Here is a 25,823-nt window from a genome sequence, read left to right as displayed (position 1 = left end):
GATTACGTCGCTACTGCCTATAACTTCCAGCATTTGCACTGGTTTGCCGCAGCAGGCGCTGAGAATCTTGCCTAGTTGCCTCTTATCTCCATGCGCACTGTTACCCACGATTGGGTGGAAGATAGAGAAAATCAAGTGGTCTTTATCGGCCAACAGGGATCCCGCCATCCCAGGCGTTGCCGGCTGGTTCAAGCCATAAAGAATGCAGATTTGCCCATCCTCATCAAAACAGCCAACCGCCAAGAGGCAGCCAAATGGTTTGCCCATTCTCTGATTTCCTTTAACTGCAGCCAAAATGGGGATCTGAACTTAAGGAACTTGGAAGTGATTTCCGCGGGGGGCTTTCTGCTTACTGACCAGCTCTCCTTCGCCTCAGGATTGGACGAACTTTTGGCGCCCGGCACCTACTGCGACACCTACAACTCCGAAGCCCAACTCCTGGAGAAAATCCGCTACTACCTAGACCATCCCCAGGAGGCCATTCAAATTGCCCGCCGCGCTTATCACACTTTCGACCAACACTGGCATCCCCGCCACCGCATTCAGAACCTGCTGGACTGGGTGTTTGGGGGAGAGCTGCCAGAGCCCTTTCGTTACTCGCCCCGCTCTGATGTGCGCTACTTTGTCAGCACGGCCAGCTCTGCCTGGATAGACACACGACTAGGAATCTACGAGCCCATTCAAGAGCTGCATCGCGTGCAGGAGCGACTGAGGGTATTTGTTGGCCGAGGCTGTCCTGGGGTGATAGCCGCGGACTTGCTGGACTTGCCGCGGCTGGAGCTGTACGTGGAAGAGGGGTTTGGGGATCCGTGTGCCCTGCTGCAGCAGGTTGGAGTGTCCGAGCGGGTGCATGAGGTGAGGGGGGAGCCGAGCAGCTGGCCTAGCTTTGATGCTGTGGTGTGCACAGCTCAGGACTTGCAGCGGCTGGGGCAGCCTTTGAGGGCCAGCTTTGCTTTCATTCCGGGAGAAGATACCCAGCTCCTCTTTGCCAATGCGGGGAACATAACAGAAACTTTTCTCATTGACTTAATCCAAAAGGGCAGCTCTGCTCCGTCAGCTTGGTTGCGGGGGTACGAAGGCCTTGAGTATGAAGGGACAGTAGCCAGCCTGAGCCGCATCTATCAGCCTGCGGCTTCCATTCTTCCTGATGTCAAGGTTGTCGTGGATGTGAGGGCCGGGGTAGGTGTGGCCAGCGCTTGTTTCAGAACTCTTCACCCTGAGGCGGCTATTCACTGTTTCGAGGTGGATCCCTTGGCCTTGCACCTGCTGCAGCAGAATGCTCTTGGCCTGGGCAACTGCTTTGTGCATCCAGTGGGGCTGGCGGGGCAGGATAGTTGCAGAACCCGTCGCCTCTGGCCGGAGGATCCTCAGGCCGAGTGGGGAGTGGAGCAGCTGCTCCCTTTCCGGGAAGCCAGGGCAGCCCTCAAGGAGTTGGGTTTGGAGCCCATCGATGTGCTCAGGGTGGCTACAGGTGGAGATGAGGTGGAGGTGTTGACCAGCTTGCAAGAGCAGCTCAAAGACATCAAGGTGATTTACGTGGAGTTTACTTCTGAGCAAGACCGCAAGCGGATTGACCAGATGCTGGATCCCTCTCATCTCCTCTGGCAGGGGGAGATCATAGCCGGTCAAAAGGGAGCTCTTTGCTACATAAACAGATTTCATCTTTTCGACAAGAAGTAAGGTCTTAGAGAGGAGAGATAGAAGTCATGAACTCAACTATCATCGTTACAAGTGCCGATAGCAAGTTTTTTGAATTGGTTCAGGGAACTATTCTCTCTATTCGAGAAAAGCCACAGGGCAACTCTGTAGATATTGGATTTTTTGATGTAGGGTGTACGCCAGAGCAGTTGCAATGGATAGGTCAGTACGTTGACTATATCGTAGAGCCAGATTGGAATTACAACGTTCCTGATGTCGATAAACAACCTAGGTACCTCAAAGCGCTGGTCTCTAGACCTTTTTTGCCTGAATATTTCCCAGGCTATGAAGTTTACATTTGGATTGATGCAGATGCTTGGGTGCAAGACCGGTCTGCGATTGATCTTCTTGTCTTAGGAGCAAAAAGAAAGGGCTTCTCAATAGTTCCAGAGTTAGTAGCTAAACATAAGAATAGACCCTGGATGCAAACTTGGATATCTTGGCACTACCACCTTTACTTCTACCACACGGAATTTGATCGTTTAGATATAGAGCCTCTGCTAAATGCTGGTGTGTTTTCTGGTGCCAGACAGTCTATTCATTGGTCAATATGGGGCAAAAGATTAGGTCAAGCTATTTCTAGGTGCCTTGATTTGTGGACAGACCAGTTTGCTCTAAACGTGGCTATTTATAGAGATATAGGTCTGGATAGAGTTGAACTTTTGCCATTAAATTGCAACTGGCTAGCCCATTATGAGATGCCCCAATGGGATTTGCAAAGGAAGATTTGGGTGGATCCTTTTCCACCTCACAATCCAGTAGGAATCATACATCTTACAGCCGACGTTAAGGTGAGACCAACTCATATTGCGCTTACAACTGAAGGTTTTAAGATTGAAGCTAGCTTGCGGTATGCAGGCATCATCTCCACTCCGGTCAAGAGATACGACTACGTATCGCCTAACCAGATTAGAATACATCTTGACCATAGCTTTCCTTCAATGATTGCGGCCGAGCCAAGCTCTCACCCCTGGCCTTATCTACGGAAAGAAGTTCCTCACCTTTGGCATACGGATCTACGTCAACCTACCATCGGCTTTGTTAGTCGGGACGAGGCACACATTCTGTACAATACTGCGCTAAAGTTTCGAGGAAAATCTGCTCTGGAGATCGGCTGTTGGTTGGGCTGGTCAACTGCGCACCTGGCGGCAGGAGGAGTTATTCTCGATGTGGTAGATCCTGCTCTGGCCGATCCCCAGATTTATGGAAGTGCGGATCAATCTCTTCGCTCGGCTGGAGTTCGCTCTAATGTCAATCTCTACCCTGGCTACAGTCCGGAAAAGGTAGAGGAAATTGCCCAGCAAGAGGATCGTCGCTGGTCTCTGATTTTCATCGATGGGAATCATGACTCACCAGCCCCCTTGCAGGATGCTCAAGTGGCAGAGCGCTATGCTGCTGAGGATGCCTTGATTCTGTTTCATGATCTAGCCTCGCCGGATGTGGCTGAAGGTTTGAATTACTTGAGAGACAGGGGCTGGAACACGATGATTTACCAGACCATGCAAATTATGGGAGTGGCCTGGCGAGGCAATGTCAAGCCCGTTGAGCATATTCCAGACCCTGCTGTGAATTGGACATTGCCAGAGCACCTCAAGGACTATCCGGTCTGTAACCTTGAGTTGTCTAGGGTGCTAGAGAAAGTTAAATCTTTTACCTTGCTGGGCTTTGAGCGTCTTTGGAGCCTTTATTCACTGGCTAAGCAGGTTTGTGAAGAAGACATTCCTGGGAACTTTGTAGAATGTGGTGTTTGCAGAGGTGGAAGCTCAGCTTTGCTGGCCTGGGTGATTAAGAACTACAGCCGTCGACCTCGCAAGCTATATGCTTTCGATACCTTCTCAGGTATGCCTGATCCAACAGAGGTGGATCGAGATTATCGAGGAGTTGGTGCCAACGATACGGGTTTTGGATCCGGTGCCTTAGCAGCACCCATTTCGGAGAACTTAGAGGTGATTGCCAGGGAACTAGGGGTCTGGGATCTAATTGTCCCCGTGCCAGGGCTGTTTGCTGACACCTTGCCTATCTATCGAGATCAAGTGGGCGAGGTTGCTCTGCTGCATGCAGATGCTGACTGGTATCAATCAACGATGGATATTTTTCATCATTTCTATGATCAGGTTCATTCTCAAGGATTCATCCAAATCGATGATTACGGACACTGGCAGGGATGTTGGAAAGCTGTTCATGACTTCGAGCAGGAAATCGGAGCCTTTTTCAGGTTGCATAGCGTCGATTACACAGGGGTTTGGCTGAGTCCTTCAGAAAACCTGGTAGTGATGAGAGATAGCCTAACAGAAACCTCCAAACCACAAGGGATCCGCCTGAGCAAGATCAACGTGGGCCTTTTCCCCTACTGGGAAATGGAGACAGAGCAGCTTATCCAAGAACTGGAGGGCTTGCTGGAGCCAATTCTGCGCAGTCCTCAGCCAGAAGACTATGCTCTGATCTTCCTAGGGGATCCGGATCCGCAACTGGCCAATCAAACTCTGGAGATAGCTGCAGGCAACATAGCTCTCAGGCTCATGGAAGAGGGGTTAGAGCTCAGTAGAGAGCCGTTCTGTTCAGTGGTAGCTGGCTTGAACCCCTATCAATGGGAGAGACTTATTCCCCAACTCAACTATCGCTATCTCTTGAAGCGGGAGCGCTTTCCCAAGGGATTACGGCCTGCTATTCAAAAGCTACCTGTGTTGCTGTTGGCCTCCTAGGGATCCATCTGTTGTCTTGAGTTACTTGGCTGTCTACAGGGCGTCTGGATCTACCCCTAGCTCTCGTAGCTTCCGGGCCAGGCGCCCTGCCCGTTGTTCGGCCTGCTCAGCCCTTTGCCGCTCCAGTTCGGCCTCGGTGGGTACCAGTTCCCCAGCAGCAGTGGCCCAGCGAATCCAGGTGGCCTCGATGTCCCGAAACCTGCCCTCCCACTTCACTAGGCACAATCCCAAAACCTCGCTCGGCAAGCAACCCTCGGCATCCTCTTGAATTGGCTCATAGCGGCCGCCCCTCAGCCGAAACCCCGCCCAGTCTTCTGGATCAAACGGGTCAAACCAAAAGTACTCCGGCACCCGGATAATCTGCTCATAAAGTTGCTTTTTGCTTGTTTTATCCTCCTGGGCAGTGCTGGGAGAAAGAAGCTCAATCACCACGTCCGGCCCTTTGCCCTGCTCCCAAATCACCCAGCTTTTGCGCTCGCCTTTAGGCACGCCCAACACCACAAAATAATCCGGCCCTTTGAAATTGCGGCCGCTGGTCTGCTCCAAGCTGTAGTAGAGAAACATATTGCCACCGACAAAGCCATCAGGGCGCTGCTGCAACCAGGTTTGGGTAGTGGAGATGAGCAAGTCCATCTGGCACCTGTGCCGCCAGCTTTCCATAGGTTCGCTGTCGTCGTAGGGGAGCTCGTCTTGGGTGGGGGGCAACTCGGGTAGATAAACCGGATCCAGCACCTCAGTAATTGGGTTCGGGTTAGTCATTGCCAGTTCTCCTCTCTTTACCCTTACAAGGTATCGGGATCCACCCCCAACTCCCGCAGCTTCTGGGCCAGGCGCTCTGCTCGCTGTCGCTCTTGCTCAGCACGTTGGCGCTCGATTCTCTCAGCTTCTTCAGGAGTAGGCACCAGCTCCCCATTGGGGAAAAAGTAGCGCAGTTGTTGGTTATGGATCCCCAGATACAGCTCCAGCATCTCGCTCCAGCGCCAGCCCTGCTCCGTTGGCTCAATCTCCTCGTACTTCTCCCCCCTCAGTCGCAAACCCATAAACTCCTGCGTCTCCGGAGAATAGTAAAAGTACTCCGGTGTCCTGAAAATCCTTTCGTAAAGCTCCCGCTTCTCACCCCGATCCACTTTGGCAGTCGATTCCGAAAGCAGCTCGATGATCAAGTCCGGGTATTTGCCACCTTCTTCCCACACCACCCAAGAAGGGCGGGGGCGGTTTTCTACCCCTTTGACCAAAAACAGATCTGGCCCGCGGAAGTCTTTATTTTTGAGTTGCTCTCGGCTGTAGTAGACGGTGAGGTTCCAGGCGAGGAAGTAGTCGTTGCGGTCTTGCCAGAGGCGGGCGAGGCAGCTGACCAGAATCAAAAGCTGCAGGGCATGCAGGGAGTGTTCCATTTCGGGTTCATCGCTGAGCAGCCCCTGGGCCGAGGGCATGAGCTCCGCCAGTTGCTGGCGGGTGAGGGGAGTAATCTTTTCCTCGGCTTTCTCTTGGAGTTTTTCTTGGGCCAGCATTTTTGCACTCGGGGCAAGTGAATTAGCTGTAGGCTAACCCATCGATAGAACCGCCGGCAGGTGCTCTGCTTCAGGCTGACAGGGTGATAACAGGAGCGTTCTACTAACTGAAAGGCATAATAAGAGATGTAAACTTCTCCTTTTGTCCGCATGTCTTTCTGGAAACTTTTGGTGGTGATAGCGGTGCTGCTTTTCGGCTTGGCAAGCGGGATCCCCACCTTACAAGCGGCCACCCTGGGTGGATCCCCCTACAATCGCGCCCAACAGGAAGTTGTGATTGCAGCTAGCCCAGGCCAGGTGTTAAAAGCGGCTGAGCAAGCCTTTCAAGTTTGGAAGCGGGGGGAACTGGTCTCTGTGGATGCTGAGGCGATGGAAGTGAAGGGGATCTCCCGCACCAACTTTTTTAAGTTCGTGGACGATCTAACGGTTTCGCTGTCGCCAATAGAAGGGGATCCTGGCCATACTCGTCTACACATTACTTCCGAAGGCCGTGTTGGGGAATATGATTTCGGCGGCAACCGGCGCAACATCAACGAGTACCTGAACACTTTGCGGTCGTTGCTGGAGCAGAGCTAGGGCCGACAGGACAAGGCGGGAGACTTATGTGGATCCACGTCTTTTGCCGTCTCTCATGATTCCCTGCTCTGTTCTAGCTTGGCCACACGAGCTTCCAGCTTGCGCAAGGTACGTTGCAGCTCAGGCAAGTGCCGCTGGACGGCCATGCTCTTGCGCCATTCGGAAATGGGTTGATGGGGGTAGCCGGCCACCGTTTGACCAGCAGGGATATCGCTGGTTACACCTGTCTGGGCGGCTACACGCACGCCATCGCCGATGTGAAGATGCCCGGCCAAGCCACATTGCCCGGCCAAGATGACGTGGTGGCCCAACTGGGTGCTGCCGGCAATGCCCACCTGAGCCACGATCAGGCAGTGGGATCCGGTGCGCACGCCGTGGCCAATTTGCACCAGATTGTCGATCTTGGTGCCGCGGCCAATACGGGTCTCGCCAACGGCGGCCCGGTCGATGGTGGTGTTGCTGCCTACCTCCACGTTGTCTTCCAGCACCACTCGGCCCGCCTGCAGCATGCGCCGCCAGGAGCCATCTGCCAGAGGAATGTGGCCAAAGCCGTCGTCGCCAATGACAGCGCCGCTGTGGATGAGGCAATCATCCCCAATCTCCGTGCGCTCGTGAATAACGCAGTTGGCGAAAAGCTGGCAACGGGATCCAATCCGCACGTGGGGATAGATGGTGACATTGGGGTGAATTTGGGTGTGGTCGCCAATTTTCACTCCCTCCATCACCACTGCGTGCGGCCCGATGGCCACCCCCTCCCCCAGCTCGACGCTGGGATCGATCACAGCGGTGGGGTGGATGCCAACGGGCAGGCGGTAGGGTTGGTAGAACAGCTCAATGGCCTGGGCAAAGAGCAGACGGGGATCCCTGCCCCGCAAGCAAGCAATGGAACAGGGCAAAGCCAGCCCTTCCTCCACGATGACGGCGCTGGCCTGGGTTTGCTCCAAGAGAGGTAGGTAGCGGGCCTCGCTGAGAAAGCTCAGCTCCCCTGGGCGAGCCTCCGCCAGGCTGGCCACGCTGTGAATTTCCAGGGTGGGATCCCCCTCGTAGGCACACCCCAATTTTTGGGCAATTTCCTGTAGCTGCATTGGGGTTGACATCCTCTACGATTGCGGCAGCCGCACGTCCATCACGGTGCCGCGCAAGTTGTAGCCAAAGGTCTCTAGCTCTAGGGGAACACCGATTTTGACGCGATTGTTGCCCAGGACGATGCCATTCTCCGTCCGCTGGCCGCGCCCTCGCAAGGTAAACACCAGATCGAGGCGATAGGCTTCGGGATCGGGCAAGTTCTGCACCCGCCCATCGGGGAAAACCACTGGCACCGTGCGGCTGACATTTTCCACTCGCACCACCTCCACCTGGCCGTAGGGCTGGTTGCGGATGATCAGGTCAGCCTTCTGCCCCGCCTGAAAAGGTTCCATAGAGCGGCTGCTGACCCCGCGCACGATCATATCCACTTCCACCGGCAGCGTGGGGCCACCTCCCACCTGGACGACACTGCCCGCCTGCCGACCCGGAAAGAACAAGACGGCGACAATGGCCACCACCACAATTGCCAGAGCTCCCAGATCCAAGAGGCTGACCTTTCCCAAAAGCCGCCCCTGCTCGTCAATGAGCCGCATATCACCTCTCCTCGCACACCCTGTTTTGATTCTAGGCAGGTTTGTTCTCCAAGTGGCTTTCTCGCCCTAAGGGATCCAGGCTAGGGCGCTGCTGCCCAGCGGTAGGCGGCGTTCCCGCCAGCGGTGCGAACCACTTTGTCCATCAGGAATGGGCAGCCCGTCCTGCAAATCCACCAACCACACTTGCGAGGCCATGATGGCTTGCCCGCTACGGCTAAGGGGAGCCGAGGGATCCGGGATCCCTGGGAACGGTTCCAAGAGCGTGTAGGCCAGCATGCGTCCATCCGGGGAAATGCTGAAGTCCAGATCGACGGGATAGGTGGCTCGAACCACCTCTATGGCGTTGCCTGCTTCAGTGCCGAGCGTTATCGCCAGCAGGCGGGGCGACTCGGTGTAGCTGGGGGAGTCCATCGCGACCTCGCCGACAGAATAATGCTCCGCACCGCTAACGTGAGAGACCTCACTGACCAAGGCGTAGAAGATGGGCGCCCGAGGGGAAAAAGCCCCTTTCAGGATGGATCCCTGGGTTCTCAAAATCTCCTCGCTGTTGCCGGTATTGCTGACGATGGAGAGGCTGCGGGTGTAGTCGGGATTGAAGCGCAGCAAAGCCCCGAAAGCCCCATCGGGGCGGATGGCTAAGGTTTGGCCGAACTGGGCCAGAAAGCTCTCCGCTGCCGCCCGTGGATGCAAGGGTACGATCCCCACCCCCTGTCCCTGCGAGATGAGCAGGCTGCTCTCATCGGGGCTAATGAAAAAATCTCCCCCCACCGCCGTATCCAGCTCTAGACGTTCAAAGGGATCCCGGCTCGTTTTCTGGATCCACAGCTCCGTCTGGACGGCAGCCATGGGATCCCGTTGCAGCGGGATCCGCTCTGCCACCACCAGTTCCCCCGTCGGCGAGACTTGGAAGCGCAGGTTTTGGTAACCCTGATGATCCAGCAGCAACCGCGAAGACAGATCCTCCAGATCCAGCTGGTACAGATCCTGGTGCTGTAGGTTGGTAGCCGTGGCGAAATAGTACACGAAGCGGCCATCAGCACTGGGCTGCATTTGGGTTACCTTGACCCCAGCCGGAGTCAGCAGGGTAGTGGATCCCGTCTCCAAATTGAACAGAAACAGTCGCCCTCGCTGGGCAGGTTCGGTGCTGATCCCCAGCAACTGCCGATCCGGCGTGCGGAATTCTCCCTCGAAAGGCCGGGCCATGGGCTGGCCCCGTTCATCTACCGCTGCCTGCAGGCGCACCCGGTAGGTCTGGCCGTAGGGGGCCGGTTCTGTCAGCGTCCAAAAAAAGCGGCGACCCAGTTTGCGCATTCGACCCGGCAGAGTGGGCTGGATCTCCAAATGCTCTTCAACGCTGACGGGATCCATCGGGCGGTTAAAGGTAAGCACCATCTGCACTTCTTGCGCCCCCACCCGTTGCTGTTGCCAGTTGAAATCCCGCACGTAAGGAGCTGTGTGGTTGCCCAACACCACCAGGATCACCCCGATGGCCAGGTTGCAGAGGGTAATCCGGGCAACCCAGCGATCCAGAGGCTGTGGGAACCACCGCGTCAGGGTTGCGCGCCAGTAAGATCCCGACCGGGCAGACATCTGACTCATAGGTTACAAACAACAGACAGGTATGGGCAGCCAGAACTTGGGGAGCTGCCTATTGCAGCATCAAAAAAAGAAAGTCTTCTAGGTTGGTTAGGAAGGTCAGCACCTCAGCGGTTGTTCGTTCTTCATCTGGGGATCCCAACTGGACGGCCTGTTGAATCAGCTCTCGAACCGGCGTTGGCCCTTGGAGCAATGGCGCCAACCAGCTCACGTTCTCGGCAGGGATGCTGATCCGCCCGTGGGTGGCTCCTGTCCACTGCATTTCGTAGGGCCGCTTCTCTTGCAGGGCTTTGCTGTACTCCTGGCGAAAGCGGGGGTTGTCCATCAACAGGGGATTGAATTGTACGGATCCCGACAGCCAATCTTCGTCACTCCAAGGCAGCACCGGCGAAGAGCCGGCATGCTCCGCCCAGAAGTCGATGAGGCGATGGACAGGGCGAAGGAGTTCATACAGATGCAGCCGCTCCATGATGCTGAGGGTTGCCAACCGCTGCCGCACAAACTCAGGCACCTCTTTAAACAAAGACTCCACCGACCAGTCGGGCCTATCCACCAAGCTCAAAAAGCTCAACCCCGCCTGCTGCAACATGCGAAACAGGTCGGGGATCGTGAACCCCTTGTCGTTGGAGAGTAGGTAATTATTCATAATGGCCGCATCTTCGGCATAGTTGGCCGGGTTCCAGAGCACCGCCTGGGCCACTTCTTCTCGCAGGGATCCCATAAACTCCCGCACATTCTTGGCTCCTACTGCTGGCGGAACGTCAAATTGCCCCACCTTTTGCAACCCCTCTTGCAGGCGGAAAAACACCTGCCGTTGGTAGCGGCTGTGGAGATTGGCCCGGATGATGCCATCGGGCTTGAGGACATTTTTCATCGCCCGCAGGCCCTCGGTGGGATCCTCCAGCAAATACAAAACATCATTGAGGCTGATGAAATCGAATTGGATCCCCAGGCGATCCAGCTCCAGCAGATTGAGGACATAAAATTCGGCATCTGCGAAGCCGTGGTGGCGCAGGCGTTCCTCGGTAAGCTTGACCGAAGCCGGAGACAGATCACAGGCAACGATCTGGGCCCCTGGATTGGCCTCAGCCATCATCAACGTTTCCCAACCGGAGCCACAGCCGGCATTCAACAACACCTTGCCCTCTGGCGGGACGATGGTATGGGTGCGCAGGTACTGAGCCGTGGTGTAGCTCATCTTAAACATCTCCGGCAGGGCATTGCGAGCCGTCTGCGAGAGGGGCACATTAGGGTAGGGCAGAGCCTCGTAAAGGCTCAAGGCTCGTTCCGAAGCGGAGAGGGCAGAGCTGGCCATAGGCAGGGGAAAGGCTCAACGGTTCAATTTATGATTGAGTGTAGCCCTGGTCGCGACAGCCTCAGGGATCCGCAAAAAACTTGCCATGACTGCTGCTTCCCTGCCCCGTCGCCGCTCTCGCTTCTCCCTCATAGGCACCTTGGCCGCCGTTGGGGGGGCGTTTCTGTGTGGGATCCTGGTGGTGCGGCTGCAGTTGCCGATGCTGGAGCGGATCAATCTGGGAGAATTGGAAAATGCCGAGGCCCGCAAAAACCGCAACATTGCCCTGGCCAATACGCTGGGGTGGCTGGGCTACCGCAACTTGGGGGCTTCCTGGCTGTGGCTGGAGCTGATCCAGTACTACGGGGATGCACCGGCTCGCACCCTGACTGGCTATGGCCTGGCCTACGACTACTTCGATCACATGCTGCGGCTGGATCCCCATTTCCTCTTGGGCTACCGGCTCTCTAGTTTGGTGTTGGCCTATCGGGCCGGCCAGCCGGAAAAAGCCGTCGAGGTTTTGGATCGCGGCTTGCAGCAGTTCAACCCCCAAAACAACCCTGATGCCTGGCGACTCTACGTGGATCGTGCTCTACTTAACTTTATGTTTCTGGGGGACGCGGAAGCGGGCCGCAATGACTACTACCAAGCCGCTGCCTGGCGAGAGCAGGTGGGCCTGCCTGGAGATGAATTTCGCCAGTTGGGGGATAACATCGCCCGCAGTCCTCTCAGCCGCCGTTCCCAATTCGATGTTTGGCTGAGCGTGTTTAACTCCACCACCGACCGGGATACCCGCCTGTTTGTCTTGGAACAACTGGCCCAATTGGGTACCGTGCTGCAAACGCTGCCTACGGGGGAGATCGAGATCCTGCCCCCTCCTCTGCCCGACTTCCCCGACGAAGAACCCTATCGCTTGCGCCTGTGATTTGATCCGGGGGACAAAGATTGCGCCTTAGGGCTGTGACGTTGCCCCAAAAGGTGAGCTAAACTCTAACCCAAATTAAGCCGACCCCACGAGCCGACTCTTCGAGAGCCGCAGCTTTTCGTGGGAGAGGTTCGCTTTTCCGACGTAGGGAGCAGCTGGCTCTGTTGCCTTTGCCAGGGAAGAGCAGCAGCCAGCCTCACGGCAATCCCCAAGGACGCTCTGGGATTCCGGTTTGTTCCCCCAAACTTCTCTATCTTATTATTTCTTAACTTTTGTTCTTGTTCTGCACAATAGGAGTGACCCCCATGACCTCAAGAACTTCCCTTCTGATGACTGTGGCTGTCCTTTCGGGCAGTTGGCTTGTTCTTCCGGCGGCAGCACAATCTTCCGGGACGGCCCGGGTGCGGTCGGTGGTGGATGGGGATACCTTCTGGGCGGACTTGAACGGCAGGCCAACCCGTTTCCGTCTGGCCTATGTGGATGCGCCGGAGCTGACCCAAGGGCGCTGGGGGCGGCTATCCCAAGAGGCTCTGCAAAACTTGCTCCCGACGGGATCCCTGGTGCAGGTGGATACCCTCTATGTCACACCGGAAGGGCTTCACATTGCCCAGGTGTACAACGCCGATGGTTTGGTGAATTTGGAGATGTTGCGCCAGGGTCAGGCGGTGGTTTATGAGCGCTTTTTGCACGGGGCCAATCGGCAGCGCTACTTAGAAGCTCAAGAGGGGGCCCAAGCGGCACGGTTGGGCTTCTGGCAGCAGCGCAATCCGGTGATGCCTTGGGAGTTTCGGGAGACGGCCACACAAACCTCGGCCTTTGCAGGGGTCAATGTTTTGGATGGTTCTTTGATTCGTGAAAATCCGGCGGCAGCTGCGGGTGTGGGGATTGCTACCGCAGTGGTGGTGGTGGGTCTGAGCAAAGTGCTGTGGAGAAAGCCCAGCCGACAAAGGGTGAGCATCCGGCAGATGGAGCGGGATCTGAAACAATTGCAGCGCAGCCTGACCACAACCCTGGCCAGTCGCAAGCAACTGGAACGGCGGTACGACGAAATTTTGCAAAAGGCCGAAGATTGGTTTGTCAGAGCTGAGAAAGCCAGCCAACAGAACCAGGATGACCTTGCCCGCGAGGCTTTGGTCCGGCGCAACCAGCACATGAGCGCAGCAGAAGCGGTTCGCAAATCTTTGGATGAAGTTGAAGCACAGGTGGCAACCCTTCGCGAAGGCATTTCCCGCCTAGAAAGCCAGATCTCGATGGCCAAACTGGAGCGGGAGATGAACAACTGACGCCAACGCGATCCAGCCCAACTCTTCCTTGGGAAAGGGGATCCCCGGATCCCCACAGTCGGGCTAAGGCAAGGACGGGGGCAGACTTTGCAGGATGGTGCGGACGACTGCGGCCGAGTTGAGCGCCGCTGTTTGAAAAAAGCTCAAGAAATCCGTATCGTCCCCTGCATCGCTAACCGAGCGCACCAGCAAACAAGGGATCCCGGCTTCTTGCGCTACTCGCACCACGGCTGCCCCCTCCATCTCCACAACCAAAGCGCCGGTGCGTTCTCGGATTTGTCGGCGTAGGTCTGCGTCGGCCACAAACACATCGCCGGTGGCCACCAAGCCTTGATGAATGACGGGATCCCGGCCTTGTAGGGGGTGGAGAGGGATCCGCTCGGGATGGGCCACAATCAGGTCGTAGAGGGCGCTATCGGCTTCTGCCAAGGGGTGGCGCAGCTCTGGGATAAAGTCGATCCCCAAAACAAAGCCCTCTGGACGCCCGGTGCCAAAGTCGTGCTCGATCGCCGCATGGGCCAGCACCACATCTCCCATGTGCAGGTGATCGGCCAAGGCCCCGGCCACACCGGTAAAAATGATCCCCTGCAAAGGGAAATGGGCCACCAACAGAGCCGCCGTGGTTGCCGCCCGCACCTTGCCCACCCCACCTTGTACCACCACCACCGGTTGCCCCGCCAGGGATCCCTGGTGGAACTGTCGCCCCAGATGGGTATGGATGGAGCAGGTTTCCATTGCTGCGGTGAGCATGGCCACTTCCTCGGGCAGGGCTCCAAGAATACCAATCGCTTTCTGGGGGAGATGAGATGGAGATTCCATAGAGCTTCCCTCAGGTTCTTCGAAAGACTTTTGAACAGGCTCTCTCTCCAGTTGGCGGGGGGGGATCGCTTGCCCTCACCTGTCCGGCCACTAAGTGAACCATTGCCAACGGTTTCATTCTCGCCTGAGTTGAGGATCCCAAGGCGATGGCCGGATAGGTCGGAGTCTTAGGCGGTATAGTTAAGGTGGTTGGATAGGGAATAGGGGAAAGATCATGGTTTACAGTGAGCCGCTCATGAGCACCTTTAACCCTTCGCCAGAGGTTTTTCCAGAGCCCCTTCGCTGCGTTGAGGTTGTCTCGGCGGTGGTTTCCAGCCTCAAAGAGGATGCGGCCTACGAAAACCATGAGCAGGGACACACCTGGAAGTTCACCTACGGCACGGCAGAAGTGTTCGTCCATTTGAGCGGCGAATCCCCAGAAGACACCCTTTTGGTATGGTCTCCCGTTCTCTCTCTGCCGGTGGCAGAACCGGCCAAGCTGATGCAGAAGCTCCTGGAGAAGAATTGGAGCGACACCCTAGAGGCGCGCTTTTGCATCTGGAACAACCAGGTGGTGCTGAACCACTACCGCACCTTGGAAGGAATCACAGCGGGCGAAATTTCCCGGGCCATCACCATTGTGGCCAGCTTGGCCGATGAATATGATGAGCCCCTCCAGGCGGAGTTCCCCAAAGTTTAAGGTCTGGCTTTGCCAGGATGGGATCCCAGGGATACTGGCTCCCCTACCGCGTGGCCTCTGGGGCCCGGCAAATGGAGCAGGATGCCTGGCTTCTGCAGCGGCTGCGCCATGACCCTCACCCCTGCCTGCGCTTTTATGGCTGGGATCGGCTCACCCTCTCGCTGGGACGGCACCAGGTTTGGCCAGATCCCCTGCCAGGGATCCCGATTGTGCGCCGACCCACGGGGGGAAGGGCGGTGCTCCATCAGGCGGCTGAGGATGCAGCAGAGCTGACCTACAGCTTGGTGTTGCCCCTTTCTTACTTGCAAGCCAGGTTGCCCAGTTTGCAGCGGGCCTGGGTGTACGACTTCTGTTGCCGCTTTTGGGTGCAGGGGTTGGCGGAGCTGGGCATTGCCATAGATGAGCCCGCTTTTGCTCACGGCCGAAGCCACCGGGATCCCGGCTACCGCAACAAGACCAGTTGCTTTGCCTCCCGTACCCGTGCTGACTTGAGCTGGCAGGGCAAAAAGCTGATGGGCAACGCCCAACTGTGGCAACCTTGGGGGATCCTGCAACAGGGATCCCTCCTATTGCAACCCAATCTAGAGCTGTGGGAACGGTATCTGCCCGGCTCGCAGGTGATTGGTATCTACGACATTTGCCCCACGGCGCCAGGGATCCCTGCTTTGATCGAACATTTTCTCCAGGCCGCCCGGGAGTGCTTTGAAGTGGAATGGCAAGAAGAAGCCTGGCTCCCTTGGCCGGACTGAGGGCCGGTTGCTGTTAACAATTACTAGCAACAAGAAGCGGCTTGTCTCAACCGTTCCCCAACTCCCCTCTCTCCCTGGGAAAAGGACTGCCAGTCTAGCCGAGACAGCTGTGCTAGAACCTAGGCAGCGCTCAGCCAGGTAAGCCATGCCGAAAGTTTGGGCGGCAGTTTTGCTAGTTGTATCCCTGCTGCCGCAGCCCGCTTGGGCCATTACCCTTGAACAAGTGCCCAACCCCCGCCGTCAGTATGGAGGGTGGGTTTCCGATACCGCCAACATCCTCAGCAGCAGCACCGAAAACGAGCTCAACCGTCTTATCACTCAGCTTGAGCAGCGCACCAGTGCCGAGATGGCAGTGGTTACCGTGCCGAATACTCAGGGATATGCAACACCAAAAGACTTCACCACGCAGCTATTTAACTACTGGGGGATCGGCAAGGCAGGCCAAAACAACGGGGTTTTGTTTCTCATCTCGGTAGGGGATCGGCGGGTGGAAATCGAAACGGGCAGGGGCCTGGTCGCTATCCTCCCCGACAGCCGAGTCCAGCAGATTATCGACCAGCAGATCCTGCCTCGGTTTCGCAATGGGGATTTTGATGGCGGCACTCTGGCGGGGGTGCGGCAGTTGACCTCGGTGTTGCAGGGCCAGCCCGTTGCAAATGTTCCTGCGGCAGCTTCTGGAGTTACCACCTCAACGATTGCAACTTCTTCTGGGGCAGTGGCCCAGGGCATTGATTCTTCCCTGGTGGAAGGGATCCTGCTGCTGCTGGGGATCATCATTTTGGGACTGGGGTGGCAGCGCTCTCGCATGCCCGTCTCTCTAAGGGCTGAGCGAGGGGGAAGACAAGTCCTCTCCCTGACACGCAGAGATCCAAGAACAGGTGCTGTGCTCTCTTCGGTTCAGAGCGACCCCATTCGTCTCTTCCTCTATTCGGGATCCCTCTGCCTTGGCGTGTTCCTAGGATTGTCCAGCGGCAACTGGCTGGGGTTCGCTCTGCCGGTTGTGGCTGCTATGGCCACTGACGGCACCTTGGGCCGGAAGCGTGGGATCCCTTTTCAGCCGGTGGTTTGTCAAGCCTGTGGTCGACCCATGCGACTCATCCAGCCCCAGCTTCTGGATAAGTACCTTCCCCAAGAGCATCGCCTGGCCAGGAGCCGCGGCAGAGCTCGCTACTACGGCTGGTTTTGTCCTACCTGTCAAGGAATAGCTGTAGTTGTGCGCGAAGGCACGCTCTCCCGACACCTTTACTGCCCTCGGTGCCAAGCCCTCACCCTCGACCTCACCACACAGGTTCTCAGGGAAGCCACCTATTCCTCTAGCGGCTTGAAGCTGGAAATCCTGAGCTGTCCTATCTGCGGGTACCGCAGCGAGCGAGAGGTGGTCATTCCCGAGCTCAGCGACACAGACACAGATTCAGACTTCGGTGGAGATTCAGGTGGAGATTCAGACTTCGGTGGCGGTAGCAGCGGAGGTGGCGGGGCGGGCGGCAGTTGGTGAGACCCAACTCTAGAGATTTCTCTATCGATCTGAAAAAGGAGTCGGGCTTCTCTTAAATCCGCCAGGACAGTACAGTGGTAAGGGAGCAGCAATAGAAACTGGCTAAGGACGGATCTCTCATGACCCTCGGAGAAGGCGTACAACTGGTTACATTTGTGGTGCTATCGGCGATGGCCATTGGCTTCGCGCTAGGCGTGGTTTGGGCCCCCAGCATTGTCTATTCCGGTTTTCTGCTCGGGGGCGTTTTCCTGAGCATGGCCGGGTTGTATCTCCTCTTGAATGCCGATTTTGTGGCCGCAGCCCAAGTTCTGATCTACGTCGGCGCGGTTAATGTGTTGATCCTGTTTGCCATCATGTTGGTGAATCGGCGCTACACCTTTGCCCCCCTGAAGCTGGGCTGGCTGCGCAACGGAGTGACGGCGGTGGTCTGTTTGGGTCTGTTTGCCCTTCTAGCCGCGATGGCTTTGAACACCCCTTGGCCGCTGCAGCCGATCCAACCTTTGAGCAGTGTTTTGGTGATGGGTGGGCATTTCTTCAGGGAGTATCTGTTGCCTTTCGAGCTGGCCTCTGTCCTGCTGTTGATGGCTCTGATCGGTGCTATTGTGCTGGCGCGTCGAGAGTTTGTCATTCCCCAAGCCGGAGAAGGGGATCTGAGCTTGCTGGAGCGGGCCCGACCCCAGCTGGAATCAGAGTCAGAACGACCGGCAGAGCTGGTGAGCACCCGTTGAAGCTGACTGCTCTCGGCCATAAAACCTAGAGCTTTCCCGAGGCCCCCGTCATTGTGTATCTACATTGTGTATCTACATGGAGCTCATCGCGATGTTGCAACTGCAGTTTTTCTTGGTGGTGGCAGCGATTCTTTTCTGCATTGGTATTTACGGATTGATTGTGAGCCGCAATGCGATTCGCGTCCTGATGTCGATTGAGCTGATGCTCAATGCGGTGAACCTGAACTTCATGGCTTTCTCCAACTTTGTCGATTCAGCGATGATTCGCGGCCAGGTGTTCTCGGTGTTTGTCATCACTGTGGCGGCTGCCGAGGCCGCAGTGGGCTTGGCCATCGTGCTGGGGATCTACCGCAACCGCGCCACTATCGATATGGAGAGCTTTAACTTGCTCAAGTGGTAGACTTTTTCGATTGTTTAGTTTGTATCAAGGCAAGGCTGGCTAATTCAAGTGAAGGCCAGAATGCCTGAGTAGAGCAAAGCTCCCAAAACAGGCAGGAAAACCAGCAGACCCAGCCAGCGGGATTTATTCAGGCGGGGTGGAATGGCAAAGATCACCCAGATACCGAAGATCAAGTTGACTAGGGGAATGAAGAAGAGGATCACCCACCAGCCGGGTTTACCAGCAGCTCGACACATCACCCAGATGTTAGCAATCGGGATCCAAGCTAACCAAGCATTCGGCACGTTTAGCTTCTCTCCAATCACCATTAAGGTGTAGCTAAAGAAGGCGTAAAGGGCAACGGCAATCAGCCCTGGTAAAAGCTCATCCATCGTGACCCTCCCACATATTTTTTTGATATTTGCGAATGTCAACTCACTTGTCTCCAGCGTCTCTTTGGTGTCAGAGACAACCCTCGAATCTATACAGCTATAAGGCCAAACCGCAAGAAAACCAACTTTCCAAAGCTGTTCAGGAGCTACTCTGATCCCGCCCACAAAGTTAGCCAAAAGGGATCCCGTTGTCCAGACTTATCTGTCAAGTTTCATCAAGAATACAGATCTGACGAATAATCTCTCAAGCACGGGGGGGCAACGGCGGGCATTGGATCCCGGGAACCAGGGATTCCAGCAAGCCGCTACAGGCATCCCAGAGCAGCTCGATTACATAATGGAATCCGGCCTCACCCCCGTAGTAGGGATCCGGAACTTCTTCGTCAGAATGAGAGCGGCAATAGCTGCACATCAGGCGCACTTTCTCGGCATATTTTCCCTGGGGATCCAAGCTGAGAATGTCGCGGTAATTTTGTCGATCCATGGCCAGGATCAGGTCGAACTCGCGCAGGTCGGCGGGTTGGATCTGGCGGGCTTTGCCCTGCAGCTCCAGGCCATAGCGTTGGGCTGCTTGTCGCATGCGCCGATCTGGGGGGCTGCCGATGTGATAGGCTGCCGTACCTGCTGAGTCGCAGAGAATCGCTTCCGAAAGGCCGCTGCTGCGCAAAAGGTGATTGGTGATGCCTTCAGCGGTGGGAGAACGACAGATGTTGCCCAGACAGACGAACAGAAGCTTTTGGCTCATGACAATCTCAACAGCAGTAGAGAACTCCTCTCACCTTATAACAATGCCCATCTAATCTAATGGTTCTTTGGTCTGAGCATAATAGTTCTTCGTTCTGAGCGCAGAAGAGCACAGACGGCAACGAACGGTGTTTGCGAGCCAGTCTCATCTGCCACTGACGGGAACAGAGCGGATCCCATGTGCTGGCCCACCACGGGATGTATTCGCTCACAGCAGCAGAGTGGAGTCCTCCCTCATTTTCCACCAAGTTTCCCACCAAGAGCCGCTGCAATGATCTAACAGCAGCTATTGGGAAGCCTGTCGCTTTGAGCATCACAGGTCTAATCGAACCGACAAGGGATCCCCAGGCACTGCTGCAATAGCTTCAGGTACTCTTGTCCATCCATGAGAAAGGCGCCGAAACGGGCCAGATGCGGGTTCATCAACTGAGCGTCGAATAGGCGAAAGCCCCGCTCCCGTAAGTGCTCCACCAACTTCACCAAGGCCACCTTCGAGCCGTTGGGGATGCGGTAGAACATCGACTCGCCGATAAACGCCGCTCCAAGGGCAATACCCAGGATCCCGCCTGCCAAGGTCTCTCCCTGCCAGGTTTCAAAGCTGTGGGCAAAGCCAGACCGGTGCAGAGCTGCGTAAATCTGCTTCAGCTCGGGGCTAATCCAGGTTTGGGGACGAGCGGCACAGCCCTCTACCACCTGCTCAAAAGCACAGTTCAGCCGCACCTGAAAGCGATTGCTGCGCACCAAGGGCCGCAACGAACGGGGGCAGTGAAATCGCTCATCGAGGGGGATCACCGCGTGCCGGTCGGTGCCGTACCAGGCCAGGGATCCCGTCTCTTCGTCGGCCATCAGAAAGTAGCCTTGGGCATAGCCTGACAGAATGGTGGCTAGATCCACCTGCATTGCCTCAGTTGCGCTCCTCAAGATTGCCATTCTGCAGAGAGGCTGGCAAAATCCCCCCCATTGGCCCTGGGGTGACAATCCACACAGGCGCTCACCCGCACAGGAGTGGGAAACTCCACTTGCAGATGCAGGGCACGGAAATAGCGAGAATCTGCCAAGCGATAGGGCACCTGTTCCCCCTGTCGCAGGGGCCGGGAGTTGGGCCGCAAATAGCCCCAGGCCAGTTGTAAAGCCACACCGCTCAGGGGCTGGATCTGCTGGCCATAGTGGTTGGGATCCTGCAGCAGCCGTCGCCAGGTTTCAGTGGGCAACACTTGGGCGGGCAACGCCACATGGCAACTGCCACAACTGCGCACATATTGAGCTTGCTCCAGTTGGGCTTGAGTCAGGCTCTGCTGCGCTTGTGCTCCCAGGTTCTGCGCTGATCCCGCCAGCAGGGATCCCATAAACCCGGACAGGATGACTACCATGCTGCAAATCCAAAACCGCCGGCGTCGTCCTTGCAAAGGAGCCATGCTCTCACACCCACTGCCCATGCTTTCCCACTCTAGATCAGGTGGTTGCCGGCGACAGCGGGACGGAGTCCATAAGATCCGGCCTCAATTGTTGGGATCGGCTGGGTCTACGCTCAATGGCGCGGGTGCGCTCGTCAAAGCGGTCTAGGGCTTCTCGAAAATACTGGCCCAGCATTGCTTGACCTTCTCGAATTTCGGCAATCAACACCTCGTGATTCTGAACAACTCGGTTCAAAGCTTCCAAACCTTGGGACAGGCTGGCTGCGGTTTGAATCGACAAGCTTTCCTGCTCAGGGGTCATCTTGCTCTTGCTCCTGGGGATCGCCCTTGCGGTGGGATAGTTCATAATAGCGGGGCTGCAGACTTTCCCACCAAACGCTCATGAACTCGCCCAGCTTACTCTGGCCGGATCCCGACGGGATCCCAGCGCCCTCTCAACCGGGGATCCTTGGCATTTTGGCTTCCGGCAATGGCAGCAATTTCGAGGCTATTGCCCAAGCCATTGAGGCTGGGGAACTGCAGGCCCAGATTGCTGTGGTCATCACCAACAATCCCAAAGCTTATGTGCGGCAGCGGGCCCAAAAGCGAGGGATCCCTTGCGTTTTGCTCGACCACCGAGACTACCCCCGTCGCGAAGATCTGGACGCCGCCATTGTCCAGGTGCTCTGGCAGCATCACGTGGAGTGGGTGATCATGGCCGGGTGGATGCGCCTGGTTACCCAGGTGTTGTTGTCTGCCTACCCGGATCGCGTCTTGAACCTGCATCCCAGCCTGCTGCCCAGTTTCAAGGGCCTGCGTGCCGTTGAACAAGCCCTGAAGTGCGGTGTGAAAATCGCCGGCTGCACCGTTCATCGGGTCACCCTGGAAATGGACAGTGGCCCCATCGTGGCCCAAGCAGCCGTGCCGGTTCTGCCCGAAGATACTGTGGAATCCCTTTACCGGCGCATTCAGGCCCAGGAGCACCGCCTCTACCCACTGGCCATCCGCCTCTGCCTGGCAGAGGGATCCCTGCTACCCAAGTCTTCGGGGAAGCTACACAATTGAGGTTAAGTCCAGCGCTGGCATGTTCTATGGCCGAGATCCCGCCTCTCCTCGTCTTCGACAGCCCCGTGATCCTGGCCGGTCGTCTGGCTCTATGGCAGGAGTGGGCACGGTTTGGGGTGTGTGTGCTGCCACAGGCAGTGATGGCCGAGTTGGAACGCCTGACCCGGCAGGCCATTGATCCCCAGGAAGAATCGACAGCCCGCGAGTTTTTGCGCCACTGGCCCAGCCTGGGGTTTGCCGTCTCAGAAGCCCGTGCCTTGGTGGGTGGCGCCGGTGCCGGCGATCAGTCCATGAGGGTACGCTTGGAAGAAGCGATTGCCGAATGCGCCTATGCCCTGGCCCAGCAGCAGCCGGGAACGCTGGTGGTTTTGGTCAGCAACGACCGGCCTTTGGTGGGGCGAATTCAGGATCTGGGTCTCAACAACCTCTGTGCCATCTCCTTGGCGGAGCTGAACCGGTGGATGCGTCAGCAGCAGCGCCCTCAGGCCGTGGTTATGGCTTTAAACCGGTTGCCGGGGCCGGCCATTCCTGCCGCCAAGTTGGCATCCTCTACCCTCGCTCCACCTGCCCGTCCCTTGAGTTCCTCTCCAGCTTCCGGGAACCCCCCCGCCCAGGCGCGGCAGCGGTCTGGAGCTGCTCAGGTGGGGTCGAGCAGAACCCCTCTCCGGACTCTTTTGAAAAGCCTACAGAATACCCTTGCGGTGTTGCTGGCTCTGGTTTTCTTCTCGGCAGCCGGGTTACTGGCCTGGCGTTTGCTCGATCCGGAAGGAAGCGAAGGGATCTGGCGGCGGCTACCTCTCTCTCGGATCCCTTGGATTCGGGATCTGTAGTCCTCAAAGCTACTGCTCAGCAATCGTGACGTTAAAGCCCTTGCTTTTCAGGGTTTCCGCATGGTAGCGGGCATATTCCAGTTGTTCAAATGCTGCCAACTGCACAAACTTCTGGCCATCCACATCTTTCACAAAGGCCCCATGGGAGACTTGTCGAGCGCGTGCCAAGCTCTCTGCCCCTGAGTAGGTGGTGAGCACTAAGAAGGTTCCCTCGCCGCGGTTCGGCCCCAGGGAGTCTATGTTGTTTTCGCTTAGGGGCACCACGTTCAGGGATCCCACAGAGGTAGGCGGTGAAGGTTGGGATGGGCGCTCCAGGCTGGCCGCCAACTGCTCCACCGTTTGTGACCTGGGGGGAGCAGATTCCTCGGAAGCCAAGGCCAAGTCAGTTTGCAGGCTATCCAGCAGGTTGGGAACGTCTTGAAGGGGATCCACCTGCAAGTCCTTCCAGTCTGGGGTGGCCGCCAAGCCCAGGGACAACCGACCGGGATCCAAGCCACCGAAATAGAACTCCTCTCCCACCTGCCCTTCCACCGGTTCCACTGGGATCAAGGGCAACTGGGCCAGATCCACCTGGGCAGGGATCCCTTCTTCCGCCCTGTGGGCAGCGCTTTGGGGCAGGGACAGTTCTTCCGGCCAAATCAGCCAGCGCACCCCAAAGCCGATCCCCGCGCAGGAGAGCACCCACAGCAGCAAGACCCAGAGGGGCGAAAAGGATCCCCGTGGCATCTCTTCCTCTTCCAGGTCTTCCACCACCTCTTGAAGGAGCACAGGCGAGGAGCGCTGCACAGAGCCGGTATTCCTAAGCTGACCTGCTCGCGGCGGCGGGACAGAGTCCATGCGCTGCAAACGCTGCCAGAGGCGAAATCGCTCCAGTTCTTTCAGCACATCCAAATGCAGGTGGCTCAGCGCTTCCTGAAGAGCGGGTTGAGGAACTGGATGTGAATGGGACTGCTGTGCCGGAGATAAGGGTTGGGTTGCGTCTGGGGGAAGCGGAGAAGGACTCATAGACAGCCCACACTCAACTTAATGAAAGTCTGACAGCAAACAATGCCAGTCTACTGTTACAGCCGGGAACAGCTTAACAGGAGAAACCACCTTAGGAACAAGGATTGCCAGCGCTCTATTCCCTGCCATAAATCACCATGCCATAAGGCTATGGCAGTCTTCTAGGGCTTTGCCTCCAGATAGAGGGCACGCACATCTGCCGGCAGGTTCTGAAGCAAGATCTGGCGGGCAGAGGCAACGATGGCATCCACGTCTTCTGGAGCAAGGTAGTATCCGTCAGCCTTGAGTTGGTCGGCAATGCGAACCGGTGGCCAGCCAAAGCGATCCCGCAGCAGCAGAATGAAGCGCAGATCCCCCGGCAAGGTATCCAAACCAGCAGTCAAATAACAGGCCAGTGCCGGTGAAAGAGAGGACTTCGCCCCGCCTCTGGTGGAGTCGAGACTGCAAGAAGCTTGAGGGCGGGTGGGGATCCCATCCAAGGATTGGATCAGCTCACGGGTTTGCTCCGCCAGCCAGGGTCGCAGCACAGGATCCCCTTCGCCAGCCGCTTCTTCCACAAGGCTGTGGACATCTAGGCGCTGTAGGCGCAGGTAAAGCCGCAACCAAACCTGCTCTCGATAGGCAGCCCACTGCTCGGGCGGCAGATGTTCGGCAAGGATCCCGTCCACCCACTGGCAGTAGCGGCAAAACAGGCTGATGAAGTAGCGGGCCACCTCCGGCTGCCGTTGAAAGGCCCGCAGCAACTCCAGATCGCTGTAATGGGCCACCCCCCGCACGATAGGGGCGTTGCATTCCGGCCAAAAGGCGGTAGCTTCGGGCATGAGAATTTCTCCCGCAGAAAAATCCCTAGCTATTCTCCAGGATCTCCCGGCAGGCGGATAACAACTGCTCCTGCTCCGGCAGGGTGCGCAGGCCAATGCGCAGGTAGCGATCTCCCAGCTCGGGAAAACTCAGGCAATCCCGCACCAGAATCCGGTGCCGCTGCAGCAGCGCCCGCTGAATTTGCGTGGCAGAGCCAGGGCAGCGCACCAACATAAAATTGGCTTGACCAGGCCAGGGATCCCAGCCGGGCAGTGCTTGCAAACCCCTGAACAAATGCTCTCGGGCCACGGGTAGCCAGGCCAAGGTGCGCCGGCGGAAGTCCTCATCGGCCAAAGCTGCCGCCACTGCCACTCCCGCCAATCCGTTGACGCTCCAGGGATCCCGCCACTGTCGCCAGCGCTGCCAGTGATCCGGGTGCCCCACCGCAAAGCCAATGCGCAAGCCGGGCAGTGTGAAGAACTTGGTGAGGGAACGGATGACGATGGTGTTGGGATGAGCCGCCAGGTGGGGGATCAAGGTTTGGCTGCGGGGCATTGCCGACGGGCTGGAGTTTAAGCTCAGGGTGGGCTCCCCCGGCAAAAAGTCCATAAAAGCCTCGTCCACCACCACCCGGTCGAACTGGGGCAGGAGAGGCAGGATGTCTTGCTGCGGGATGAGCTGGCCCGTCGGGTTATGAGGGTTGTTCAGCCAGAGCACCCGGTTTCCCTTGCCTGCCACCGGAAGGGGTTCCTGCAGAAGGGTAAAACCGGCGGATCCCTGGCCGGGGAAAAAAGGCAGCGGCTTGATGGTTACCCCTGCTGCCCGCAGAGCCCGCGCATAATCCCCAAAAGCAGGCTGGGGCAGCCATACCTCCCGCCCTTGCGCATCCCGGGCTGCCCAGGTGAGCAACTCCGCTGCCCCATTGCCCACAAAGATCCACTCAGGATCGACGGCCCAATGGTTGGCCAAACAGATGCGCAAGTCCCGATAGTCGGGATCCGGGTAGCGGCTGATTACAACCGGGTCTGCTGCAGACAGCGCCTGAGTCAGAGCTTGCAAGACCGATTCCGGTGGGCCCAGCGGATTCAAGCTGGCCGAAAAATCCAGAATCTCCTGGGGAGAGCAGCCAGCGATTGCTGCTCCCCAAGCCCAATTGCCACCATGTCGAGGCTGCTCCACGCCCTACCCAGCAGCCGAGTCCCAACCCGGCGAAATTAAGATTTCCCCCCTGCTACTGCTTCGCGGAATGACTTGCCCGCCGTAAAAGTGGGGACGATGCTCTCTGGGATCACCATTTTTTGGTTGGTTTTCGGGTTGCGACCTTCCCGCTCTTTGCGCTTGCGAGCCTCAAAGGAGCCGAAGCCCACCAGGGTCACCTTCCCCTTGGGTTCACCGTTTTCATCGCGGGATGCGACCTCTTCGACAATGATCTCCAGTGCGGCGGAAATGACAGCCTCCGCTTCTTTTTTGGTTACATTGGCGCGATGAGCGACGGCATCAACAAGTTCTGCCTTGTTCATCCTGATCTCCTTTTGAGTT

General features: G+C 57.1%; 28 protein-coding genes. 12 read left to right on the top strand and 16 right to left on the bottom strand.

Annotated elements, in window-relative coordinates; translation table 11 throughout:
* Nucleotides 1–90: 90 nt before the first annotated feature.
* Nucleotides 91–1,680 (top strand): glycosyltransferase, encoded by a 1,590-nt coding sequence (locus tag NW842_RS00490; RefSeq protein ID WP_414417257.1) that lies wholly within the window; start codon nt 91–93, stop codon nt 1,678–1,680.
* A 26-nt stretch (nt 1,681–1,706) separates the two neighbouring features.
* Nucleotides 1,707–4,400, top strand: a complete 2,694-nt coding sequence (locus tag NW842_RS00485; protein WP_414417256.1) for a class I SAM-dependent methyltransferase — start codon at nt 1,707–1,709, stop codon at nt 4,398–4,400.
* Nucleotides 4,401–4,433: 33 nt separating this feature from the next.
* On the opposite strand, the gene NW842_RS00480 is transcribed toward NW842_RS00485, so the two are convergent.
* Nucleotides 4,434–5,159: a Uma2 family endonuclease gene (locus NW842_RS00480; RefSeq protein WP_414417255.1), complete on the bottom strand. Its 726-nt coding sequence runs from the start codon at nt 5,157–5,159 to the stop codon at nt 4,434–4,436.
* A 23-nt stretch (nt 5,160–5,182) separates the two neighbouring features.
* Entirely contained in the window at nt 5,183–5,869 is a 687-nt protein-coding gene (locus NW842_RS00475) for a Uma2 family endonuclease (protein WP_414342578.1), read from the bottom strand.
* A gap of 192 nt (nt 5,870–6,061) precedes the next feature.
* On the opposite strand from NW842_RS00475, the gene NW842_RS00470 reads away from it, so the two are divergent.
* A complete protein-coding gene (locus tag NW842_RS00470; protein WP_414417254.1) occupies nt 6,062–6,487 on the top strand; it encodes a DUF1499 domain-containing protein in 426 nt (141 codons plus the stop codon).
* A 53-nt stretch (nt 6,488–6,540) separates the two neighbouring features.
* On the opposite strand, the gene lpxD is transcribed toward NW842_RS00470, so the two are convergent.
* From lpxD to NW842_RS00450, 4 genes are all read right to left on the bottom strand, one after another.
* A complete protein-coding gene (gene lpxD / locus NW842_RS00465; protein WP_414417262.1) occupies nt 6,541–7,572 on the bottom strand; it encodes a UDP-3-O-(3-hydroxymyristoyl)glucosamine N-acyltransferase in 1,032 nt (343 codons plus the stop codon).
* Between the two features lie 15 nt (nt 7,573–7,587).
* Nucleotides 7,588–8,106: a DUF4330 domain-containing protein gene (locus tag NW842_RS00460; RefSeq protein ID WP_414342569.1), complete on the bottom strand. Its 519-nt coding sequence runs from the start codon at nt 8,104–8,106 to the stop codon at nt 7,588–7,590.
* 66 nt (nt 8,107–8,172) lie between these two features.
* Complete coding sequence (locus NW842_RS00455) at nt 8,173–9,705, bottom strand: hypothetical protein (protein ID WP_414417253.1); 1,533 nt, start codon at nt 9,703–9,705, stop codon at nt 8,173–8,175.
* Between the two features lie 49 nt (nt 9,706–9,754).
* The gene (locus NW842_RS00450; protein ID WP_414417252.1) at nt 9,755–11,017 is read right to left on the bottom strand and encodes a class I SAM-dependent methyltransferase; all 1,263 of its coding nucleotides are present in this window, start codon (nt 11,015–11,017) and stop codon (nt 9,755–9,757) included.
* Between the two features lie 85 nt (nt 11,018–11,102).
* Here NW842_RS00450 and NW842_RS00445 point away from each other — a divergent pair, with 85 nt between their 5' ends.
* Together NW842_RS00445 and NW842_RS00440 are read left to right on the top strand one after the other, a co-directional pair.
* Nucleotides 11,103–11,921, top strand: a complete 819-nt coding sequence (locus tag NW842_RS00445) for a hypothetical protein (RefSeq protein WP_414417251.1) — start codon at nt 11,103–11,105, stop codon at nt 11,919–11,921.
* Nucleotides 11,922–12,250: 329 nt separating this feature from the next.
* Nucleotides 12,251–13,204 carry a PspA/IM30 family protein gene (locus tag NW842_RS00440; protein WP_414417250.1) on the top strand — a complete coding sequence of 318 codons (954 nt, stop codon included), beginning with the start codon at nt 12,251–12,253 and terminating at the stop codon, nt 13,202–13,204.
* A 63-nt stretch (nt 13,205–13,267) separates the two neighbouring features.
* Here the strand turns inward: NW842_RS00440 and NW842_RS00435 are convergent, their stop codons facing one another.
* Nucleotides 13,268–14,023 (bottom strand): 5'-methylthioadenosine/adenosylhomocysteine nucleosidase, encoded by a 756-nt coding sequence (locus NW842_RS00435; protein ID WP_414357952.1) that lies wholly within the window; start codon nt 14,021–14,023, stop codon nt 13,268–13,270.
* 214 nt (nt 14,024–14,237) lie between these two features.
* On the opposite strand from NW842_RS00435, the gene NW842_RS00430 reads away from it, so the two are divergent.
* The 5 genes from NW842_RS00430 (at nt 14,238) to nuoK (ending at nt 18,074) form a co-directional block, all read left to right on the top strand.
* Nucleotides 14,238–14,702, top strand: coding sequence for a YbjN domain-containing protein (locus NW842_RS00430; RefSeq protein WP_414328810.1), 465 nt, complete (start codon nt 14,238–14,240; stop codon nt 14,700–14,702).
* Between the two features lie 17 nt (nt 14,703–14,719).
* Nucleotides 14,720–15,451 carry a lipoyl protein ligase domain-containing protein gene (locus NW842_RS00425; RefSeq protein ID WP_414417249.1) on the top strand — a complete coding sequence of 244 codons (732 nt, stop codon included), beginning with the start codon at nt 14,720–14,722 and terminating at the stop codon, nt 15,449–15,451.
* 145 nt (nt 15,452–15,596) lie between these two features.
* Complete coding sequence (locus NW842_RS00420) at nt 15,597–16,946, top strand: TPM domain-containing protein (RefSeq protein WP_414328807.1); 1,350 nt, start codon at nt 15,597–15,599, stop codon at nt 16,944–16,946.
* 119 nt (nt 16,947–17,065) lie between these two features.
* Nucleotides 17,066–17,674 carry an NADH-quinone oxidoreductase subunit J gene (locus NW842_RS00415; protein ID WP_414417248.1) on the top strand — a complete coding sequence of 203 codons (609 nt, stop codon included), beginning with the start codon at nt 17,066–17,068 and terminating at the stop codon, nt 17,672–17,674.
* Between the two features lie 94 nt (nt 17,675–17,768).
* Nucleotides 17,769–18,074 carry an NADH-quinone oxidoreductase subunit NuoK gene (nuoK, locus tag NW842_RS00410; protein ID WP_414328814.1) on the top strand — a complete coding sequence of 102 codons (306 nt, stop codon included), beginning with the start codon at nt 17,769–17,771 and terminating at the stop codon, nt 18,072–18,074.
* 44 nt (nt 18,075–18,118) lie between these two features.
* On the opposite strand, the gene NW842_RS00405 is transcribed toward nuoK, so the two are convergent.
* From NW842_RS00405 to NW842_RS00385, 5 genes are all read right to left on the bottom strand, one after another.
* The gene (locus NW842_RS00405) at nt 18,119–18,445 is read right to left on the bottom strand and encodes a DUF5684 domain-containing protein (protein ID WP_011432901.1); all 327 of its coding nucleotides are present in this window, start codon (nt 18,443–18,445) and stop codon (nt 18,119–18,121) included.
* 244 nt (nt 18,446–18,689) lie between these two features.
* Nucleotides 18,690–19,190 carry a low molecular weight protein-tyrosine-phosphatase gene (locus NW842_RS00400; protein ID WP_414408275.1) on the bottom strand — a complete coding sequence of 167 codons (501 nt, stop codon included), beginning with the start codon at nt 19,188–19,190 and terminating at the stop codon, nt 18,690–18,692.
* A 320-nt stretch (nt 19,191–19,510) separates the two neighbouring features.
* On the bottom strand, nt 19,511–20,089 hold the full coding sequence (gene aat, locus NW842_RS00395) for a leucyl/phenylalanyl-tRNA--protein transferase (protein ID WP_414417247.1): 579 nt from the start codon (nt 20,087–20,089) through the stop codon (nt 19,511–19,513).
* Between the two features lie 17 nt (nt 20,090–20,106).
* Nucleotides 20,107–20,604 carry a hypothetical protein gene (locus NW842_RS00390; RefSeq protein ID WP_414415927.1) on the bottom strand — a complete coding sequence of 166 codons (498 nt, stop codon included), beginning with the start codon at nt 20,602–20,604 and terminating at the stop codon, nt 20,107–20,109.
* Between the two features lie 37 nt (nt 20,605–20,641).
* On the bottom strand, nt 20,642–20,905 hold the full coding sequence (locus NW842_RS00385; protein ID WP_414391119.1) for a hypothetical protein: 264 nt from the start codon (nt 20,903–20,905) through the stop codon (nt 20,642–20,644).
* 80 nt (nt 20,906–20,985) lie between these two features.
* Here NW842_RS00385 and purN point away from each other — a divergent pair, with 80 nt between their 5' ends.
* Both purN and NW842_RS00375 read left to right on the top strand, forming a co-directional pair.
* Nucleotides 20,986–21,648, top strand: coding sequence for a phosphoribosylglycinamide formyltransferase (gene purN / locus NW842_RS00380; RefSeq protein WP_414408273.1), 663 nt, complete (start codon nt 20,986–20,988; stop codon nt 21,646–21,648).
* 26 nt (nt 21,649–21,674) lie between these two features.
* Nucleotides 21,675–22,478 (top strand): PIN domain-containing protein, encoded by an 804-nt coding sequence (locus tag NW842_RS00375; RefSeq protein WP_414417246.1) that lies wholly within the window; start codon nt 21,675–21,677, stop codon nt 22,476–22,478.
* Between the two features lie 9 nt (nt 22,479–22,487).
* Here NW842_RS00375 and NW842_RS00370 read toward each other — a convergent pair whose 3' ends face one another.
* The 4 genes from NW842_RS00370 to NW842_RS00355 all read right to left on the bottom strand — a co-directional run bounded on the left by NW842_RS00370 (nt 22,488) and on the right by NW842_RS00355 (nt 25,804).
* Nucleotides 22,488–23,363 (bottom strand): hypothetical protein, encoded by an 876-nt coding sequence (locus NW842_RS00370; RefSeq protein ID WP_414356476.1) that lies wholly within the window; start codon nt 23,361–23,363, stop codon nt 22,488–22,490.
* 281 nt (nt 23,364–23,644) lie between these two features.
* Nucleotides 23,645–24,304, bottom strand: a complete 660-nt coding sequence (locus NW842_RS00365; RefSeq protein ID WP_414417245.1) for a hypothetical protein — start codon at nt 24,302–24,304, stop codon at nt 23,645–23,647.
* Nucleotides 24,305–24,329: 25 nt separating this feature from the next.
* A complete protein-coding gene (cobD, locus tag NW842_RS00360; RefSeq protein WP_414417244.1) occupies nt 24,330–25,463 on the bottom strand; it encodes a threonine-phosphate decarboxylase CobD in 1,134 nt (377 codons plus the stop codon).
* 35 nt (nt 25,464–25,498) lie between these two features.
* A complete protein-coding gene (locus NW842_RS00355; RefSeq protein WP_414332065.1) occupies nt 25,499–25,804 on the bottom strand; it encodes an HU family DNA-binding protein in 306 nt (101 codons plus the stop codon).
* Nucleotides 25,805–25,823 lie beyond the last annotated feature (19 nt).

The organism is Synechococcus sp. R55.4 (assembly GCF_047461935.1).
Lineage (GTDB): Bacteria > Cyanobacteriota > Cyanobacteriia > Thermostichales > Thermostichaceae > Thermostichus.
This window is presented reverse-complemented; position numbering and strand designations above follow the sequence as displayed.

Coding starts and splice junctions, on each gene's coding strand:
- NW842_RS00490 (WP_414417257.1), top strand. CDS start 91: ATGCGCACTGTTACCCACGATTGGGTGGAAGATAGAGAAAATCAAGTG.
- NW842_RS00485 (WP_414417256.1), top strand. CDS start 1,707: ATGAACTCAACTATCATCGTTACAAGTGCCGATAGCAAGTTTTTTGAA.
- NW842_RS00480 (WP_414417255.1), bottom strand. CDS start 5,159: ATGACTAACCCGAACCCAATTACTGAGGTGCTGGATCCGGTTTATCTA.
- NW842_RS00470 (WP_414417254.1), top strand. CDS start 6,062: ATGTCTTTCTGGAAACTTTTGGTGGTGATAGCGGTGCTGCTTTTCGGC.
- lpxD (WP_414417262.1), bottom strand. CDS start 7,572: ATGCAGCTACAGGAAATTGCCCAAAAATTGGGGTGTGCCTACGAGGGG.
- NW842_RS00460 (WP_414342569.1), bottom strand. CDS start 8,106: ATGCGGCTCATTGACGAGCAGGGGCGGCTTTTGGGAAAGGTCAGCCTC.
- NW842_RS00455 (WP_414417253.1), bottom strand. CDS start 9,705: ATGAGTCAGATGTCTGCCCGGTCGGGATCTTACTGGCGCGCAACCCTG.
- NW842_RS00450 (WP_414417252.1), bottom strand. CDS start 11,017: ATGGCCAGCTCTGCCCTCTCCGCTTCGGAACGAGCCTTGAGCCTTTAC.
- NW842_RS00445 (WP_414417251.1), top strand. CDS start 11,103: ATGACTGCTGCTTCCCTGCCCCGTCGCCGCTCTCGCTTCTCCCTCATA.
- NW842_RS00440 (WP_414417250.1), top strand. CDS start 12,251: ATGACTGTGGCTGTCCTTTCGGGCAGTTGGCTTGTTCTTCCGGCGGCA.
- NW842_RS00435 (WP_414357952.1), bottom strand. CDS start 14,023: ATGGAATCTCCATCTCATCTCCCCCAGAAAGCGATTGGTATTCTTGGA.
- NW842_RS00430 (WP_414328810.1), top strand. CDS start 14,238: ATGGTTTACAGTGAGCCGCTCATGAGCACCTTTAACCCTTCGCCAGAG.
- NW842_RS00425 (WP_414417249.1), top strand. CDS start 14,720: ATGGGATCCCAGGGATACTGGCTCCCCTACCGCGTGGCCTCTGGGGCC.
- NW842_RS00420 (WP_414328807.1), top strand. CDS start 15,597: ATGCCGAAAGTTTGGGCGGCAGTTTTGCTAGTTGTATCCCTGCTGCCG.
- NW842_RS00415 (WP_414417248.1), top strand. CDS start 17,066: ATGACCCTCGGAGAAGGCGTACAACTGGTTACATTTGTGGTGCTATCG.
- NW842_RS00405 (WP_011432901.1), bottom strand. CDS start 18,445: ATGGATGAGCTTTTACCAGGGCTGATTGCCGTTGCCCTTTACGCCTTC.
- NW842_RS00400 (WP_414408275.1), bottom strand. CDS start 19,190: ATGAGCCAAAAGCTTCTGTTCGTCTGTCTGGGCAACATCTGTCGTTCT.
- aat (WP_414417247.1), bottom strand. CDS start 20,089: ATGCAGGTGGATCTAGCCACCATTCTGTCAGGCTATGCCCAAGGCTAC.
- NW842_RS00390 (WP_414415927.1), bottom strand. CDS start 20,604: ATGGCTCCTTTGCAAGGACGACGCCGGCGGTTTTGGATTTGCAGCATG.
- NW842_RS00385 (WP_414391119.1), bottom strand. CDS start 20,905: ATGACCCCTGAGCAGGAAAGCTTGTCGATTCAAACCGCAGCCAGCCTG.
- purN (WP_414408273.1), top strand. CDS start 20,986: ATGAACTCGCCCAGCTTACTCTGGCCGGATCCCGACGGGATCCCAGCG.
- NW842_RS00375 (WP_414417246.1), top strand. CDS start 21,675: ATGGCCGAGATCCCGCCTCTCCTCGTCTTCGACAGCCCCGTGATCCTG.
- NW842_RS00365 (WP_414417245.1), bottom strand. CDS start 24,304: ATGCCCGAAGCTACCGCCTTTTGGCCGGAATGCAACGCCCCTATCGTG.
- NW842_RS00355 (WP_414332065.1), bottom strand. CDS start 25,804: ATGAACAAGGCAGAACTTGTTGATGCCGTCGCTCATCGCGCCAATGTA.